This is a genomic window from Tardiphaga sp. 37S4, assembly GCF_021044645.1.
GTDB lineage: Bacteria > Pseudomonadota > Alphaproteobacteria > Rhizobiales > Xanthobacteraceae > Tardiphaga > Tardiphaga robiniae.
In genome coordinates this window covers 4942248-4958200 of sequence record NZ_CP088008.1, presented here as the reverse complement: position 1 = coordinate 4958200, position 15953 = coordinate 4942248, and the positions used below count along the sequence as shown (strand labels likewise).

Sequence of the window (15953 nt, the reverse complement as noted above, 5' to 3'; positions counted from 1 at the left end):
CAGCCTTGAAGTGGAGGGGGGGCGCCGATACGGTCGACTGTCGGCTCCAGCCACCGAATCCCGCGACTGGGCGTCCACACCACATCGAAAACAACCAGGAAGTCTGGGCGGTTGCGCACCATCTATAAAATCTGTCCGGCCTCGAGCTGGCGCGAGGCCGAGCGCCAGGGCACCTATCGCGGCAGTGCCGATGATGCCCGGGACGGCTTCATCCACTTCTCGACCGCGGCACAGCTCCCCGAGACGCTCCGGAAGTATTATTTCGGCCAGACCGGCCTGTTTCTGGTCGCTGTGGACGCAGACGCACTCGGTGACGACCTGCGCTGGGAGCCATCCCGCGGTGGCGATCTGTTCCCGCATCTCTACGGCGAACTCGATCTCGGCGCCGTCACGGCCGTCCTGGATCTGCGTGCGCGCTCCGACGGCAACCACGACATTCCGGAGCTCAAATCGTGATCCGCGCTTTCGATGCCTTTTCCCTGCCGATGCTGCGCATGCTCGACGCCGAAGACGCGCACCGCCTCGCGATCCGTGGGTTGCGCATGCTGCCTTACGCCCGCCCGCGGCCGGATGATCCAAAACTCGCGGTCCGTGCATTTGGTCTGAACTTCCCCAATCCGGTGGGGATCGCCGCCGGCTTCGACAAGAATGCCGAGGTGCCGGACGCGCTGCTCCGTCTCGGCTTCGGCTTCGCCGAGATCGGCTCGGTGACGCCGAAGCCGCAATCCGGCAACCCACGCCCGCGCATCTTTCGGCTGGAGCGTGACGAGGCGGTCATCAACCGGCTCGGATTCAACAATGACGGTGCGGAGGTCGTGCTGCGTCGGCTGGCTGCACGTGCGCAGAATGGCGGTATCGTCGGCGTCAACGTCGGCGCCAACAAGGATTCGCCCGATCGCACGCAGGATTATGTGCGGCTGATCGAGACCTTTGCGCCGGTGGCGAGCTATTTCACCGTCAACGTGTCATCGCCGAACACGCCGGGCCTGCGCAATCTGCAGCAGGCCGCCGAACTCGACGATCTGCTGGCGCGGGTGATCGATGCGCGTGAGCGCGTTCGCAAGAATGCGGGAGATTCTCCGGTGTTGCTGAAGATCGCGCCCGATCTCAGCCTCGCCGACCTCGACGATGTCGTCCATGTCGCGCGCTCGCGCGGCGTCGATGGCATGATCGTCGCGAACACCACTATCGGCCGTCCCTCGACCTTGCGCGAACAGGCACGCTCGAAAGAGCAGGGCGGATTGTCCGGGCGGCCCTTGTTCAGGCTGTCTACCCGCATGGTGGCGGAGACCTTCGTGCGTGTCGAAGGTGCATTTCCGCTGATCGGCGCCGGCGGCATCGACAGCGGCGGTGCGGCGCTCACCAAGATTCGCGCGGGTGCGAGCCTGATCCAGCTCTATTCGGCGCTGGTCTATAAAGGCGTCGGCCTTGTCGACAGCATCAAGGCCGACCTGTCCTCGACGCTGCTGCGCACCGGCCGTGATTCACTGTCGGAAATCGTCGGCGCCGATGCGGCGACGATCACAGCGGAAGACTGGCCGGCGTAAGCCAGGCCTGCTGCGGAAACGACTGTCGCAGCAGGGCTGGATGACGCAGCGCTTGCAAAGCGCCGCGCGACAGCATGAACACCAGAAACGCGAGCCATAGTCCGGTATTGCCAAGGCTGGCCAGTGCGAACCATGCGGCGATGTAAATCGCTAACGCCAGCAGCATCAGGTTGCGCATGTCGCGCGCCCACGATGCGCCGATATAGATGCCGTCATAGGCGTAAGCGAGGACGCCACAGGCGGGCGCCAGCGCTGCCAGCAGCATGTAATTCCGCGCAGCGAGCCGAACTTCGGGGCTGGTGGTGATGAAATCGATCAGCGCGCCGCCGAACAGCACGAATAGCAACGTGACAGCGATGCCGAATGCCGTGCTCCAGATCAGGACGAGCTTTACGGCCCGGGAAAACTGCTTGCGGTCGCGAGCGCCGGTGCCTTGACCGCAGAGCTGCTCGGCGGCGGTGGCGATGCCGTCGAGGAAGAACGAGCCGATCATGACGAAGTTGTTGAGCACTGCATTGGCAGCCAGGGTCAGGTCGCCTGCACGGGCGCCCTGCGCCGTGAAGAAGAGAAATGCAGCAATCAGTGCTGCCGTACGGATCATGATGTCGCGATTGACTGCGAACAACCGTAGTAGCCGGATGCGGTCGAACAGGACCGCGCGCGGCACATCGATGCGGCCGCCAAGGATTTTCCACACGGCGATGAGGCCGGCGAGAAAGCCCGCGGTTTCCGCGATCACCGTGGCCAGTGCTGCGCCGCTGACGCCAAAGTCGAATTGCAGGACCAGCAGGGAGGTGAGTGCCATGTTGGCGAGATTGATGCCGACCTGCAGTGCCAGAGCGATCCCGGTGCGCGCCTGGCCGACCAGCCAGCCGAGAATGACATAGTTGCCGAGCATCAGCGGCGCGGACCAGAGTCGGATGAAGAAATACTGGCGTGCGGCGGATGTGACGGCGTCGCTGCCGCCCATGATGCTGAACACCAGCGCCGCCAGCGGTGTCCGCAAGATAATCAGCGTCAGCCCGATCGCCGCTCCGAGCATCAACGCGCGCAGCAGGATAGCGCGCACCTCGATCCGGTCACCGGCGCCAAGCGCCTGTGCGGTGAAGGCAACCGTCGCCATGCGCAGAAATCCGAACAGCCAGAAAATGCAGTCGAATGCCACGGAGGCCAAAGCCACACCGCCGAGCAGGTGCGGGTCGCCAAGCCTGCCGATTGCCGCGGTCGAGACGATGCCGATCAGAGGCGTCGTCAGATTGGCCAGCATGGCCGGGCCGGCAATGGCAAAGACGCGCCTGTTGGTGACGGACAATCCCGACGACATCAATGCAGCCTGAAGCGGATGATGCGCGTCTCAGCGGCCGCGGGGGGCGCTGAACAGCCGCATGATCAGCCAGATCGGCACGACGATCACGGCGCCGAGCAGGAAGTAGCGCCAGAGGCCATTGATGGCATCGAAGCCGAGGTCATAGACCCACTGGAACAGGCGACGGATGCTGGTGACAATGTTCCACGGATCGAAGCCGATGGCGGCGAGAACGACGCCGACCAGGATCGACAGCAGGATCAGCCGGCCGAGTACCGCCAGCGGCGAACCGCCGAGGAAGCGCGCCAGGCCGTCATTGTTGGCCGGCAAGTCCCGGGTCTCATTTGGCTGCATCATGGTCTCCTGCGCGCAAATCGCGCGTTGATCATAGGTGGTCCCACGCAAATGGGGAACCCGGCTCGTTCGTCAAGTATGGACCGTCAAGGCGTCGCAGGCTCGGGCGGTGCAATTGTGGTCTCCGCCTTCAGCATGCGCTCCAGCGTCTCCAGCCGGTCGGCCTCACGTGGCGGCTTGTCCCAGCGCAGCCGGCTGATGCGGGGAAACCGCATTGCGACCCCCGACTTGTGCCGGGGCGAGCGCGCCAGCCCTTCAAAGGCAACTTCCAGCACCAGCCCCTTGTCAGGTTCGTGGGTGACGTGGCGGACCGGGCCGAACTTTTCGGTGGTGTTGCGGCGAACGAAGCGGTCGATTTGCAACAGCTCCTCGTCGGTGAAGCCGAAATAGGCTTTGCCGACCGGTACCAGCTGGTCGCCGCTCTCGCCTGCGGTCCAGACGCCGAAGGTGTAATCCGAATAATAGGACGAGCGCTTGCCGTGGCCGCGCTGTGCATACATCAGCACGGCGTCGATGACGTGCGGGTCGCGCTTCCACTTCCACCACTGGCCTTTCGGTCGTCCCGGGAGATAGGCGGAATCGCGCCGCTTCAGCATCACGCCTTCGACGGCATCGGCATCTTCGCCGGCTCCGGCACTGACAGGATCGGCACGCGCGGCGGTGAGGGCATCCCATGTTGCGAACGGGATCTGGTCGGACAGATCGATCCTGTCGTCGTCGAGCTCCGCGATGAATCTTTCCAGTTTGATTCGTCGCTGTTCGAATGGCAGTTCGCGCAAATCCGTCTCGCCATCGCCAAGCAGGTCATAGGCGCGCAGATGAATGGGATATTCCTTCATCAGCTTCGGCGTCACGCTTTTCCGGTTCAGGCGTTGTTGCAGCACGTTGAATGACTGCACGCGTCCCTCGCGCAGAACCAGCAACTCGCCATCGATCGCGCCGGGCAAACGCAGCGATGGCGTCAGGTCCGGGAAGCTTCCGGTGATGTCCTCGCCGGTTCGCGAATAGAGCCGCGTGACGATCCTGTCGTTATCGCCTTTGCCGCTGACCGCCTGAATCCGGATGCCATCCCATTTCCACTCCGCGACGAAATCGGACGCGTCGAGATTGGCGAAGTCGGACTCTTCGATGGCATGTGCCAGCATCACCGGGCGGAACGGCGCCGGATCGCGATTGACCGGCTTCTCCGCGCGACCTTCGAGCCAGGCGAATAATTCGCCATAGGGCGACGCAAGGCCGGGCCAGATCAGCTCGACGTCATGCGGGTCCTTGTCGCCGAGCGCCGCGGCGGCGGTCTTGGCCAGCCGCGCCGAAACGCCAATCCGCATCGCGCCGGTGACGAGCTTCAACAGTGCCCAGCGCCCGGTCTCGTCGAGTTCATCCAGCCAGCGGGTGAGTTGTGCGGGCAATTCGGCCTTGCCGAGCGTGCGGAGTGTGGTGACTACTTCGGTGAGTGTCGGTGGTGGCGGGTTGTTGTGCACGATGTCCTGGGCCTTCGGCCACATCAGCGCAACCGTCTCCGAGAGATCGCCGACATAGTCATAAGAGAGTTCAAACAACACCGGATCAGTTCGCGATGCGATGAGGTCGCGGATCAATCCAGCTTTCGCATGCTTGAACGACAGCGCACCTGTCAGCGCCGCTAGCGCGTAGCCACGGTCGGGATCGGACACTTCGCGGAAATAGCCCGTGATCAGCCGCAGCTTGTTGTTGCGGCCGGGTTCGTAGGCCAGGCGATCGAGCAGTTCGGCGAAGCGGTTCATGCCTCGGCGCTTTCGCCGGGCGGAAGTGTCTCTTCTTCCTCTTCGTCGCCATAGCCGACCAGCGCAAGAGGCCGCGCAGTCAGGCCTTTGCTCTGGCACCAATGCACCAGCGCGTCTTCCTGGCCATGCGTGACCCAGATTTCGCCGGCTCCAGTGGCGCCGATGGTGGCGCATAATCCATCCCAGTCCGCGTGATCTGAAATCACCAGCGGCAGTTCGACGCCGCGTTGCCGCGCACGGGCGCGCACGCGCATCCAGCCGGACGCAAAGGCGGTGACTGGATCGGGAAAGCGCCGCGTCCACACATCCGATGTGGCCGACGGCGGCGCCAGCGTGATGGTGCCGGCGAGATCGGCTTTCTTGACGCCCTTCACCGGGCGCAGTTCGCCTAGATCGATGCCGCGGCTCTGATAATAGTGTGTGATCTTCTCCATCGCGCCATGCAGATAGATCGGTGCATCGTAGCCGGCCTCACGGATCAGCTTGATGACCCGCTGCGCCTTTCCCAGCGAATAGGCGCCGACCAGATGCGCGCGCTCCGGAAACAGCGCGACCGAGGCCAGCAGTTTCTTCACTTCGTCGGCGGCATTGCCATGACGAAACACCGGAAGCCCGAACGTCGCTTCGGTGATGAACACATCGCAGGGCACCACCTCGAACGGTGTGCAGGTCGGGTCATGGGCGTCCTTGTAGTCGCCGGAGGCGACAATGCAGATATCCTTGCAGGTCACCGCCATCTGCGCGGAGCCGAGGACATGGCCGGCGGGATGGCAGGACACCGTGACGTCGCCGAGCTTTACCGTCTCGCCATAGGCAATGGCCTGCGTGCTGCCGGCGAAATTGTCGCCATAGCGCAGCCGCATCATGTCGAGAGTCTCCTGCGTCGCCAGCACATGGCCGTGACCCGGTCGCGCATGGTCGGAATGGCCGTGGGTGATCACGGCGCGCTCGACCGGTCTGACCGGGTCGATATGGAAGCCGCCCGGTTTGCAGCGAAGGCCGGCGGGAACCGGGATAAGGATGTCTTGCGGACGCATCTCGGTTATATAGGTCCGCCTCGGGTTGGTTCGAGTCATCCTGCGAACGCCCCGCCCTCCGATCGGTTCCCACCATGCCCGCGCGCTTGTTCATGTCATCCGGCGATATGAACGCCGACCGGCGTTTCGACTATGCGCGCGACCTGCAGGTGCAGGGCGATCTGGTGGCGGCGGCCGATCTGTTTGAGCAGGCCACTGATCTGGCGCCGGGCTTTGCCACCGCATGGTTCGTGCTCGGGGAGGTCCGGGAGCAGCTGGGTGACACCGCCGGCGCCATCGCCGCGTTTCGCCGCGCGCAGGCCAGCGATCCCGGTGATCGCAACGGTGCTGGTCTGCGGTTGATGCGGCTCGGCGCTGACGATCTCTCGGCCATGCCGGCGACCTATGTGACGGCGCTGTTCGATCAATACGCGCCCAAGTTCGACGCCGCGCTGGTCGATACGCTCGGTTATCGCGGACCAGCGGTCCTGTTGGGCGCCGTGCGTGCCGCATGCGCTGCGACGGATAGGGTGATGCTCTTCCCCCGCGCCATCGATCTCGGTTGCGGCACCGGGCTGGCGGCCGGCGCTTTTGCTGCCTGCACCGGCGCCATTATCGGCATCGACCTGTCGTCGCGCATGATCGAGCGCGCTCATGCCACCGGGCTTTACGCCGAGCTTGAAGTGGCCGAGATCGTCGAGGGTTTGTGCCGCCGGTCAGATAGCAGTGTCGAACTGGTCATCGCCGCCGACGTGCTGATCTATCTGCACGACCTTGCGCCGGTTTTGCGAGAAGCTACGCGCGTGCTGGTTCCAGACGGGCTGCTCGCCTTCACGGCCGAGACCCATGACGGCGACGGTGTCGCTCTCGGCGCGGGCTTGCGTTATGCGCAGAGCGAAGATCATCTGCGCGGCCTGATCGCAGCTGCTGGCCTGGCGCTCATTCATCTTGAGCACGTTTCGTCTCGCACGGAACGCGGCGCTGCCGCACCAGGACTGGTGGCCGTCGCGATCAAGCGTCGGCTTTAACGCCGTCGGGGTCAGCCAGTGCAAGTTTGCTGGCGCAATCCAGAAATCGAAGCGAAAAGACGGTTGCTTCGTTGCAAGGGCTCCTTGCAATGACGGCCGGGCAATAACGTCTGTGAGCGCCAGGCGTCCTACCAAATAAAAACCCCGGCCGCGAGGCCGGGGTTTTGCCTATCGGAGATGTCGCTGTGATCAGTACTTCGCAACGACCGGACTGTTGAAGTGATAGTTCAGGCCGGTGCGGAAGATGTGTTCGGTGACCGCGGTCGTGACGGTCGCGGTGTTGACGGTGTTCGAGGCCGTGCCGAGATCGACATAGAGATATTCGGTCTTGGAGGTCCAGTTCGGTCCGAACAGGCCGAGCAGCCGGAACGGGGTTTCGATACCCGCGCCGGCGGTCCAGCCGCTCTTGGTGGTCGAAACATTGAACGCCTGGACGCCGTCTTCGCTGATCTTGGTCTTCACGCCGCCGTAAGCGTAACCGCCGGTGGCATAGAACAGGGTCGATCCCACGGAGTAGCCGAGGCGGCCGCGAACGGTGCCGAACCAGGGCAGCTTGGCGTCATGGGCGAGGCTGCCGAAGTCGATCACGGTCTTGTTGTCGCGCTGGCTGGAAGCCTGGATGTCGGCTTCCAGACCGTAGACCCAGTTCGCGGCTTGCCAGTTATAACCAAGCTGCAAGCCGCCGTTGATGCCGTCGGGAGCGAGGTTGAAGATCAGGCTCGTGGCCGGGTCGCCAGGCAGATCACCTGGTTTGGAGATGCTGCTGCGATCGCGGCCGGTGCCGGAACCGACGTTGCCGCCGAGATACCAGCCGGTCCAGTCCGCTGCGACGACCGGCGTGTAAACGGCGCTGCCGCCGACGCGGTAGTTCAGCCCGACGCGAAAGATGTTCTCGCGAACTTCGGTGTTGAGCGTCTGGGGGCCGAACGTGTAGCTGTTGTTCCCCATGTTCAGGTAGAGATACTCGATCTTGCCGGTCCAGTTGCCGCCGAGGGCCGCTTCAACGCCGCTGCCGACGACCCAACCGTTCTGTATCCTGTTGGTCGAGAAGACCGTCCCGGAGTTATCGAAGGTGATGCTGGTCTTGACGTTGCCGTAGGCGTAACCGCCGGTGACGTAGCCGAGCACGGGGCCGGTGGCGAGGCCGATGCGGCCGCGAACCGTGCCGAACCAGTCGATCTTCTGGTTGTAGGTGGTCGACACGAACGGGCTGCCCAGATTGGTGCGGTCATCGCTCAGGCCGGCGCCCTGGATGTCGGCTTCGAGGCCGTAGACCACCGGGCCGAGCATGGAGCCGGTCTGCCAGTTGTAGCCGACCTGACCGCCGCCGAGCGCGCCTTGCGGTGACAGGTAGGTCGATTCGGTGCCCAGAAATCCGTCGTTGTGGATGGCGCGATCCCGGCCGAGCCCGATGCCGGCGTTGACGCCCAGATAGAAGCCGGTCCAGTCATAAACGGCGACTACCGGCGCTTTGTAGTACGGCGCCTTTGCGGCCATGTCGGCGGCTTGTGCACCGGCGGTCAGGGACAACAGCGCGGCGGTCGTGAGGCAGAGGCTTTTCATGAAGGGATCCAGTCCAGATTTCTGGTCGAATTATGAAGCGGTAACTAGATGCTGTCTGTAGCCGCGCGACCAGAAATTGCGGTATTTGGATATTGGGTTCCTTGTGGTTAATTTTCTCGGAACAGCGTTGTTCAGGGCACAAACAAAAACCCCGGCCGCGAGGCCGGGGTTTTCGATTTTAGCGGATGTCGCTGAGATCAGTACTTCGCAACGACCGGGCTGTTGAAGTGATAGTTCAGGCCGGTGCGGAAGATGTGCTCGGTAACCTTGCTCTCGCTGACGACGCCGGGAAGGATCGTGGTCGAAGCTGAGCCGAGGTCGACATAGAGATATTCGGTCTTCGAGGTCCAGTTCGGTCCGAACAGGCCGAGCAGCTTGAAGGGGGTCTCGATGCCGGCGCCGGCGGTCCAGCCACTCTTGGTGGTCGAAGCGTTGGCAACTTCCACGCCCAGTGCGTTGATCTTGGTCTTCACGCCGCCGTAGGCGTAACCGCCGGTGGCGTAGAACAGGGTCGAACCGACCGAGTAGCCGAGGCGGCCACGAACCGTGCCGAACCAGGGCAGCTTCTGATCGTAGCTGACGAGGCCGAGAGCAACGGCAGTTTTGTTGTCGCGCTGGCTGGAAGCCTGGATGTCGGCTTCGAGACCATAAACCCAGTTCGATGCCTGCCAGTTGTAACCGATCTGGGCACCGCCGTTGATGCCGTCCGGAGAAAGGTTGAACTGCTCGGGAACCGGGGTGACGCCGGTAAGCGTGGTGCGATCACGACCAGTGCCGGAACCGATGTTGCCGCCGAGGTACCAGCCGGTCCAGTTCGCCGCAGCGACCGGGGTGTAAACGCTGTTGCCGCCGATGCGGTAGTTCAGACCGACGCGGAACAGGTTTTCACGCAGTTCGGTGTTGGTGAGCTGGGTCGGGGTAGCGAACGCGTCAGAGCGGTTGCCGAGGTTCAGGTAGAGATATTCGATCTTGCCGGTCCAGTTGCCGCCCAGCGCTGCTTCCACGCCGCTGCCGATGGTCCAGCCGGTGGCCATGCGGCTGTCCGAGAACGCCGTCACGCCGCCTTCGGTGATCGTGGTCTTGACGTTGCCGTAAGCGAAACCGCCGGTGAAGTAGCTCAGGACCGGACCGGTTGCGAGACCGACGCGGCCACGAACGGTGCCGAACCAATCAGACTTCTGACCGTAGACGGTCTGCAGCGGGCCAACCACATTGGCGCCACCGCCGGTGAGGCCCGAACCCTGGATGTCGGCTTCGAGGCCGTAAACGATCGGGCCGAGCAGCGAGTCGCCCTGCCAGTTATAGCCGATCTGGCCGCCGCCGAAGCCGCCCTGCGGCGTGAGATACAGCGAGTCGCCGGTGTAGCTGTGGGTGACGCGGTCGCGGTTGATGCCGACGCCGGCGTTCACGCCGATGTAGAAGCCGGTCCAGTTGTAGACCGAGACGAGGGGCGCCTTGTAATAAGGGGCCTTGACGGCCAGATCGGCAGCCTGCGCGCTCACAGCGGTTCCGAGCAGCGCGGCGCTCGCAAGAAGAATACGTTTCATGGTCGACCCCAATTCAGATTTGAACCGTTAGAATAGGGGAGTCGGGTCATATTGGCTGTATCCGGACGGCCACACTGTCCGACATTGCAACCGCAGGGGCGCCGGCCAAAAAAAGCCGGTTAAATAAGCGTTTAGACACTCGTGGCGCGATGCGTATTTCGTCACGTTTGGGTGCGCTGAGACCCTGTCGATAGCCAACCCACGGAAAACATGAGGCAACCGGTGAGGGATTGCCAAGCCTGTCGCGCCCGCAGAGGATAAGGGCAAGCTCGTACAGCCGCGATCAACGCCGCGACGGGTCACAAAAACACACCCGCACAAGCGGGTCTCAGGGAGAAAACACCAGATGCCTTCGCGCCACAGGTCCGTCTTCAGGACCGCGACACTCGCTGCAGTTGTCTCCGTACTGGCCCATTCGGCCTTTGCGGCGGACAAGAAATACGACCCCGGTGCCAGCGATACCGAGATCAAGCTCGGTCAGACCATCCCCTATAGCGGCGCCGGTTCCCTGTACGGCGTGATCGGTCGGACACAGGCCGCCTATTTCCAGATGCTGAACGAAAAGGGCGGCATCAACGGGCGCAAGATCAATTTCATGTCGCTGGACGATGCCTACAGCGCGCCGAAGGCCGTCGAAGCCACCCGCCGGCTCGCCGAGCAGGACGAGGTGCTGGCGCTGTTCGGCTCGCTGGGCACCGCGCCGCAGTCGGCGGTGCAGAAGTTCCTCAACAGCAAGAAGATCCCGCAACTGCTACTCAACACCGGCGCGTCGCGATGGAACAACCCGAAAGAGTTCAAGTGGACCACGCCGGGCCTGCCGATCTATTCGACCGAGGGCCGGATCATCGCGCGCTACCTGATGCAGGCCAGGCCGAACGCCAAGGTCGCGATCCTTTACCAGAACGACGAGTTCGGAAAGGACTTCATGAATTCGTTCAAGGAGATTCTGGCCGAAGCGGGCGGTTCCGCGAAGGTGATCGCCGAGGCGTCTTATGACCTCACCGATCCGACCATCGATTCCCAACTGATCAATCTGGCGAAATCGGGAGCCGACACTTTCTTCAACATCTCCACCGGCAAGGCGACATCTCAGTCGATCCGCAAGGTCGCAGAGCTTGGCTGGAAGCCGCTGCATCTCCTGGTGTCGACCTCGAGCGGTCGCTCGATCATCAACGCCGCCGGTGCCGAGAACGCCAAGGGCATCGTGGCGATGACCTATACAAAGGAGGTCGGCAGCGAGAAGTGGAAGGACGATCCGGACGTGATCGCCTTCCAGGAGCTGCGCAAGAAGTATCTGCCGAATGTCGATCCCGATAACACCATCGCGTTTCAGGGCTATTCGCAGGGTGTGACCATGGCGGAGATCCTGCGCCGCTGCGGCGACGATCTCACCCGCGAGAATGTCCTGAAGCATGCCACCAATCTGGAAGGCTACCGCGCACCGGTGTTCCTGCCGGGTATCACCTACGGCTTCACGCCGACCGACTACACCACCATCAAGGCGCTCTATGTCGGCACCTTCAACGGCACCGATTGGGATTTGTCGGACAAACCCGTCAGCCAGTAAGCGCGTACTTTAAAGTAACGACCATCCCCGGAGATAGGCCGGGGATGGAGACGACCAATCGGACTCGCAAAGAGCCGGATCAAAAATCATCAGGGAGAAAACGCCATGAACAAGGGACTGTTTGCGTCTGCGGCGCGGGTCGCCGTCGTCGTGTTGCCACTGACTGTGACGGCCGCTATCGCCGCCGACAAGAAATACGATCCAGGCGCCAGCGACACCGAGATCAAGATCGGGCAAACCATTCCGCATAGTGGTCCCGGCTCGCTCTATGGCGTGCTGGGCCGTGTCGGCGAAGCCTATTTTCAGAGCTTGAACGAGAAGGGCGGCATCAACGGCCGCAAGATCAAGTTTCTGACGATGGACGATTCCTACAGCGCGCCGAAGGCGGTCGAGGCCACACGCCGTCTGGTGGAGCAGGAGGAGGTACTCGCACTCTATGGCTCGCTCGGCACCGCGCCGCAGACGGCCGTGCACAAATATCTCAATTCCAAGGGCGTACCGCAGCTGCTGCTCAACACCGGCGCATCGAAGTGGAACGATCCGAAGAACAACAAATGGACCATGGCCGGCCTGCCACTCTATCCGACCGAGGCGCGTATTCTCGCCAAATATGCCGTCAGCGTGAATCCGAATGCGAAAGTCGGCATCCTCTATCAGAACGATGATTTCGGCCGGGATTTCCTCGGGCCGTTCAAGGATGAACTCGCGAAAGCCGGCGGCACCGCCAAGGTGATCGCCGAGGTGACCTATGACCTCACAGATCCCACGATCGACTCGCAGCTGATCAATCTCGCCAAATCCGGCGCCGATGTTTTCTATAACATCACCACCGGCAAGGCGACGTCACAGTCGATCCGCAAGGTGGTCGAGCTCGGCTGGAAGCCGCTGCAGTTGCTGTCGGCGGGCTCCACCGGTCGATCGATCCTGGAGGCGGCAGGGTTGGAGAACGCCAAGGGCATCGTCTCGATTGCCTATGGCAAGGATATCGGCTCGCCGCTTTATGCCAAGGATCCCGACATCGTGGCGTTCGAGGCTTTGCGCGCGAAATATCTGCCCACGGTCTCGGCCGATAATTCGATCGCCTTCTTCGGCTATGGTCAGGCCGTGTCCATGGCAGAGATTTTGCGCCGCTGCGGCGACGAGCTCACCCACGAGAACGTACTGAAACAGGCCATCGGCCTGAACGGCTTCCGCGCTCCGCAAATGCTGCCGGGGGTGAGTTACAGCTATACCAATGACGCCTATGTTCCGATGGCGACGCTCTACACTCAGCGGTTCGACGGCAAGGACTGGATCATCTCCGACAAGTCGGTGACGCAATAAGACCACAGGTCTTTCCGCGTCATTGCGAGTCCCGGCGAAATTGGCGCGGCCAATTTCGTTTGGGCGGAGCAATCCAGTCCTCTCTTGCTGTTTTCTGGATTGCTTCGTCGCAAGGGCTTAGGGGAAAGTTGCACGGCAACTTTCCTTGACCTCGCAATGACGGCTGAGAGTGCCTAGTTCTAACGCGTGCCGCCCCGTAAATCCGTCGCCAAACCCGACCTGTTGCCCGATCACTTCCTGCGCTGGTTCGCCATGCGCGGCTGGTCGCCGCGCGAACATCAATTGGCGCTGCTGCAGAAGGCGCGCGACGATCGCTCGGCGCTGCTGATCGCGCCGACCGGCGCCGGCAAGACGCTGGCCGGATTCCTGCCGACGCTGGTGGAACTGAGCGGCAACAAAAACGCCGCGGGGGCAGCTCCCTCCCCCCTTGCGGGGGAGGGCCGGGGAGGGGGGTCCACAAGCGTCGCCGTACTAGCGATACCCCCCTCCCGGCAGCCTGCGGCTGCCGACCTCCCCCGCAAGGGGGGAGGTAAGAAAGCAGCACCTGCGCTTGCCGGAAGCGCGCCGAGCAAGGTGGTCTCCACCGGCCATACCGTTCAGCGCACCGGCGGCCTGCACACGCTCTACATTTCCCCGCTGAAAGCCCTCGCCGTCGACATCGCGCGCAATCTGGAAACACCAATCGCGGAGATGCAGCTGCCGATCAAGGTCGAGACCCGCACCGGCGATACGCCGGTGTCGCGCCGCGCGCGGCAGCGCCGCTATCCGCCGGATATTCTTCTGACCACGCCGGAACAGCTGGCCTTGCTGCTGTCGTCCGACGATGCGCCGTTTCTGTTCTCGTCACTCAAGCGCGTCGTGCTCGACGAGTTGCATGCGCTGGTGACGTCGAAGCGCGGGGATCTGCTGTCGCTCGGGCTCGCACGGCTGTGGAAACTCGCGCCCGAGATGCGGGCCATAGGCCTGTCGGCGACGGTCGCCGAGCCTGAATCGCTGGCACGTTTCCTCGTGCCGCAGCCCGTTGGCGAAAGCGTTTCCGCCGATATCGTCGTCGTCGGCGGCGCCGCCGAGCCGGTGGTCGAAATGCTCGACACCAAGGAACGGTTGCCCTGGGCCGGCCATTCTGCGCGCCATGCACTCGGCGAGATCTACGATCTCATCAGGGCCAACAAGACGACGCTGGTCTTCGTCAACACCCGCAGTCAGGCCGAGATGCTGTTCCAGGATCTCTGGCGCATGAACGACGATGGCCTCGCCATCGCGCTTCATCATGGCTCTCTGGACGTCGCGCAGCGCCGCAAGGTCGAGGACGCGATGTCGGCCGGGAAACTACGCGGTGTGGTCTGCACGTCGTCGCTCGATCTCGGCGTCGACTGGGGCGATGTGGATCTCGTCATTAATGTCGGCGCGCCGAAGGGCGCCTCGCGGCTGATGCAGCGCATCGGCCGCGCCAATCACCGGATCGACGAAGCCTCGCGCGCCGTGCTGGTTCCGGCCAATCGGTTTGAAGTGCTGGAATGCCGCGTCGCCATCGATGCCGTTGCCGAAAATGCACAGGATACGCCGCCGCTGCGGACTGGTTCGCTCGATGTGCTGGCGCAGCACGTGCTCGGCTGCGCCTGCGGCGCACCGTTTCGTGCGGATGATCTGTATGACGAAGTGCGCTCGGCTGCGCCCTATGCCGAGCTGTCGCGTGTCGATTTCGACGATACCGTGGAGTTCGTGGCGTCCGGCGGCTATGCGCTGAAAATCTACGAGCGTTTCGCCCGCATCAAGCAGGACGCCTCGGGCAAATGGCGCGTCACCAATCCGAAGGTGCGCCAGATGTATCGCATGAATGTCGGCACCATCGTCGAGGATACGATGCTGAAGGTGCGGCTGGTGCGCGGAGGCAGCGGAAAAGGCAAAAAGGGTGTCACTGGTGCGCTGGCGCGCGGGGGACGCATGCTCGGCCAGATCGAGGAGTATTTCATCGAAGGCCTTGTGGTCGGCGACACCTTCGTCTTTGGCGGGGAAGTCGTGCGCTATGAATCCCTTGTCGAGGATCAGGTCTATGTCTCGCGCGCCCATGACAGGGATGCCAAGGTGCCGTCCTATATGGGCGGCAAGTTTCCGCTCTCGACTTACCTCGCCGAACGCGTGCGCAAACTGCTGGACGATGAGCGCGCCTGGAAAGGCCTGCCCGACCAGGTGCGCGAATGGTTGTTACTGCAGGCCCATGTCTCGCATGTGCCCGGCGCACGCGAGTTGATGGTCGAGACCTTTCCGCGTGCCGACAAGCATTACCTCGTCTGCTATCCGTTCGAAGGCCGCCTCGCGCATCAGACATTGGGTATGCTGCTGACGCGCCGTCTTGAACGCGCCCGCGCGCGGCCGCTGGGCTTCGTTGCCAATGAATATGCGCTGGCCATATGGGGCCTCGGCGACACGTCGCACATGATCAGGCAGGGCAGGCTTGATCTCGCCGCTTTGTTCGATCCCGACATGCTCGGCGACGATCTCGAAGCCTGGCTCGCGGAATCGGCGCTGATGAAGCGCACGTTCCGCACCTGCGCGGTGATTTCGGGGCTGATCCATACGCGCTTCACCGGCGAGGAGAAATCGCGCCGTCAGGTGCTGTTCTCCACGGACCTGATCTATGACGTGTTGCGCAAGCACCAGCCCGATCATGTGTTGCTGCGCGCCGCGCGCGCCGACGCCGCGACGGGATTGCTGGACATTCGGCGATTGAGCGACATGCTGACGCGCATCCAAGGCCGTATCATTCACCGGGTACTCGATCGCGTCTCGCCGCTGGCGGTGCCGGTGATGCTGGAAATCGGCCGTGAAGCGGTATACGGCGAAGCGTCGGACGAACTCCTGGCAGAAGCCGCCGAGGAACTCGTGAAAGAGGCGGCGGGATTCGAAGAGACAGAATCGTAAGGGTTTTGCGAATCTCG

At 63.0% G+C, this 15953-nt stretch carries 12 protein-coding genes; 6 read left to right on the top strand and 6 right to left on the bottom strand.

Going from position 1 to position 15953, the window contains the following annotated elements; translation table 11 throughout:
- Window positions 1-111 precede the first annotated feature (111 nt).
- A complete protein-coding gene (locus LPB73_RS23545; RefSeq protein ID WP_175365899.1) occupies window positions 112-456 on the top strand; it encodes a DUF952 domain-containing protein in 345 nt (114 codons plus the stop codon).
- A complete protein-coding gene (locus LPB73_RS23540; RefSeq protein WP_175365900.1) occupies window positions 453-1547 on the top strand; it encodes a quinone-dependent dihydroorotate dehydrogenase in 1095 nt (364 codons plus the stop codon). The genes LPB73_RS23545 and LPB73_RS23540 overlap by 4 nt, the downstream gene beginning before the upstream one ends.
- Here the strand turns inward: LPB73_RS23540 and LPB73_RS23535 are convergent.
- The 4 genes from LPB73_RS23535 to LPB73_RS23520 form a co-directional block, all read right to left on the bottom strand.
- Complete coding sequence (locus LPB73_RS23535; protein WP_231078385.1) at window positions 1522-2871, bottom strand: MATE family efflux transporter; 1350 nt, start codon at window positions 2869-2871, stop codon at window positions 1522-1524. The two genes, LPB73_RS23540 and LPB73_RS23535, sit on opposite strands and share 26 nt — an antisense overlap.
- Window positions 2872-2901: 30 nt before the next feature.
- Window positions 2902-3207: a DUF6460 domain-containing protein gene (locus LPB73_RS23530; protein ID WP_068737958.1), complete on the bottom strand. Its 306-nt coding sequence runs from the start codon at window positions 3205-3207 to the stop codon at window positions 2902-2904.
- An 86-nt stretch (window positions 3208-3293) separates the two neighbouring features.
- A complete protein-coding gene (locus tag LPB73_RS23525) occupies window positions 3294-4970 on the bottom strand; it encodes an ATP-dependent DNA ligase (protein ID WP_231078384.1) in 1677 nt (558 codons plus the stop codon).
- Complete coding sequence (locus LPB73_RS23520; RefSeq protein ID WP_231078383.1) at window positions 4967-6007, bottom strand: ligase-associated DNA damage response exonuclease; 1041 nt, start codon at window positions 6005-6007, stop codon at window positions 4967-4969. The genes LPB73_RS23525 and LPB73_RS23520 overlap by 4 nt, the downstream gene beginning before the upstream one ends.
- Before the next feature lie 74 nt (window positions 6008-6081).
- Between LPB73_RS23520 and LPB73_RS23515 the strand changes: the two genes are divergently transcribed.
- The gene (locus LPB73_RS23515; protein WP_231078382.1) at window positions 6082-7014 is read left to right on the top strand and encodes a methyltransferase domain-containing protein; all 933 of its coding nucleotides are present in this window, start codon (window positions 6082-6084) and stop codon (window positions 7012-7014) included.
- Between the two features lie 189 nt (window positions 7015-7203).
- Here LPB73_RS23515 and LPB73_RS23510 read toward each other — a convergent pair whose 3' ends face one another.
- Both LPB73_RS23510 and LPB73_RS23505 read right to left on the bottom strand, forming a co-directional pair.
- Window positions 7204-8577, bottom strand: a complete 1374-nt coding sequence (locus LPB73_RS23510; protein ID WP_231078381.1) for an outer membrane protein — start codon at window positions 8575-8577, stop codon at window positions 7204-7206.
- A 197-nt stretch (window positions 8578-8774) separates the two neighbouring features.
- On the bottom strand, window positions 8775-10124 hold the full coding sequence (locus LPB73_RS23505) for an outer membrane protein (RefSeq protein WP_231078380.1): 1350 nt from the start codon (window positions 10122-10124) through the stop codon (window positions 8775-8777).
- A gap of 346 nt (window positions 10125-10470) precedes the next feature.
- Here LPB73_RS23505 and LPB73_RS23500 point away from each other — a divergent pair, with 346 nt between their 5' ends.
- The 3 genes from LPB73_RS23500 to LPB73_RS23490 all read left to right on the top strand — a co-directional run bounded on the left by LPB73_RS23500 (window position 10471) and on the right by LPB73_RS23490 (window position 15936).
- On the top strand, window positions 10471-11691 hold the full coding sequence (locus LPB73_RS23500; RefSeq protein WP_231078379.1) for an ABC transporter substrate-binding protein: 1221 nt from the start codon (window positions 10471-10473) through the stop codon (window positions 11689-11691).
- Between the two features lie 105 nt (window positions 11692-11796).
- On the top strand, window positions 11797-13014 hold the full coding sequence (locus LPB73_RS23495; RefSeq protein ID WP_231078378.1) for an ABC transporter substrate-binding protein: 1218 nt from the start codon (window positions 11797-11799) through the stop codon (window positions 13012-13014).
- A gap of 186 nt (window positions 13015-13200) precedes the next feature.
- Window positions 13201-15936, top strand: coding sequence for a ligase-associated DNA damage response DEXH box helicase (locus LPB73_RS23490; RefSeq protein WP_231078377.1), 2736 nt, complete (start codon window positions 13201-13203; stop codon window positions 15934-15936).
- The last annotated feature ends 17 nt before the right edge of the window (window positions 15937-15953 follow it).

Excerpts from the sequence above, each read along its gene's own strand:
- LPB73_RS23535 (WP_231078385.1), bottom strand. The coding sequence starts at position 2,871 with ATGTCGTCGGGATTGTCCGTCACCAACAGGCGCGTCTTTGCCATTGCC.
- LPB73_RS23530 (WP_068737958.1), bottom strand. The coding sequence starts at position 3,207 with ATGCAGCCAAATGAGACCCGGGACTTGCCGGCCAACAATGACGGCCTG.
- LPB73_RS23525 (WP_231078384.1), bottom strand. The coding sequence starts at position 4,970 with ATGAACCGCTTCGCCGAACTGCTCGATCGCCTGGCCTACGAACCCGGC.
- LPB73_RS23520 (WP_231078383.1), bottom strand. The coding sequence starts at position 6,007 with ATGCGTCCGCAAGACATCCTTATCCCGGTTCCCGCCGGCCTTCGCTGC.
- LPB73_RS23515 (WP_231078382.1), top strand. The coding sequence starts at position 6,082 with ATGCCCGCGCGCTTGTTCATGTCATCCGGCGATATGAACGCCGACCGG.
- LPB73_RS23510 (WP_231078381.1), bottom strand. The coding sequence starts at position 8,577 with ATGAAAAGCCTCTGCCTCACGACCGCCGCGCTGTTGTCCCTGACCGCC.
- LPB73_RS23505 (WP_231078380.1), bottom strand. The coding sequence starts at position 10,124 with ATGAAACGTATTCTTCTTGCGAGCGCCGCGCTGCTCGGAACCGCTGTG.
- LPB73_RS23500 (WP_231078379.1), top strand. The coding sequence starts at position 10,471 with ATGCCTTCGCGCCACAGGTCCGTCTTCAGGACCGCGACACTCGCTGCA.
- LPB73_RS23495 (WP_231078378.1), top strand. The coding sequence starts at position 11,797 with ATGAACAAGGGACTGTTTGCGTCTGCGGCGCGGGTCGCCGTCGTCGTG.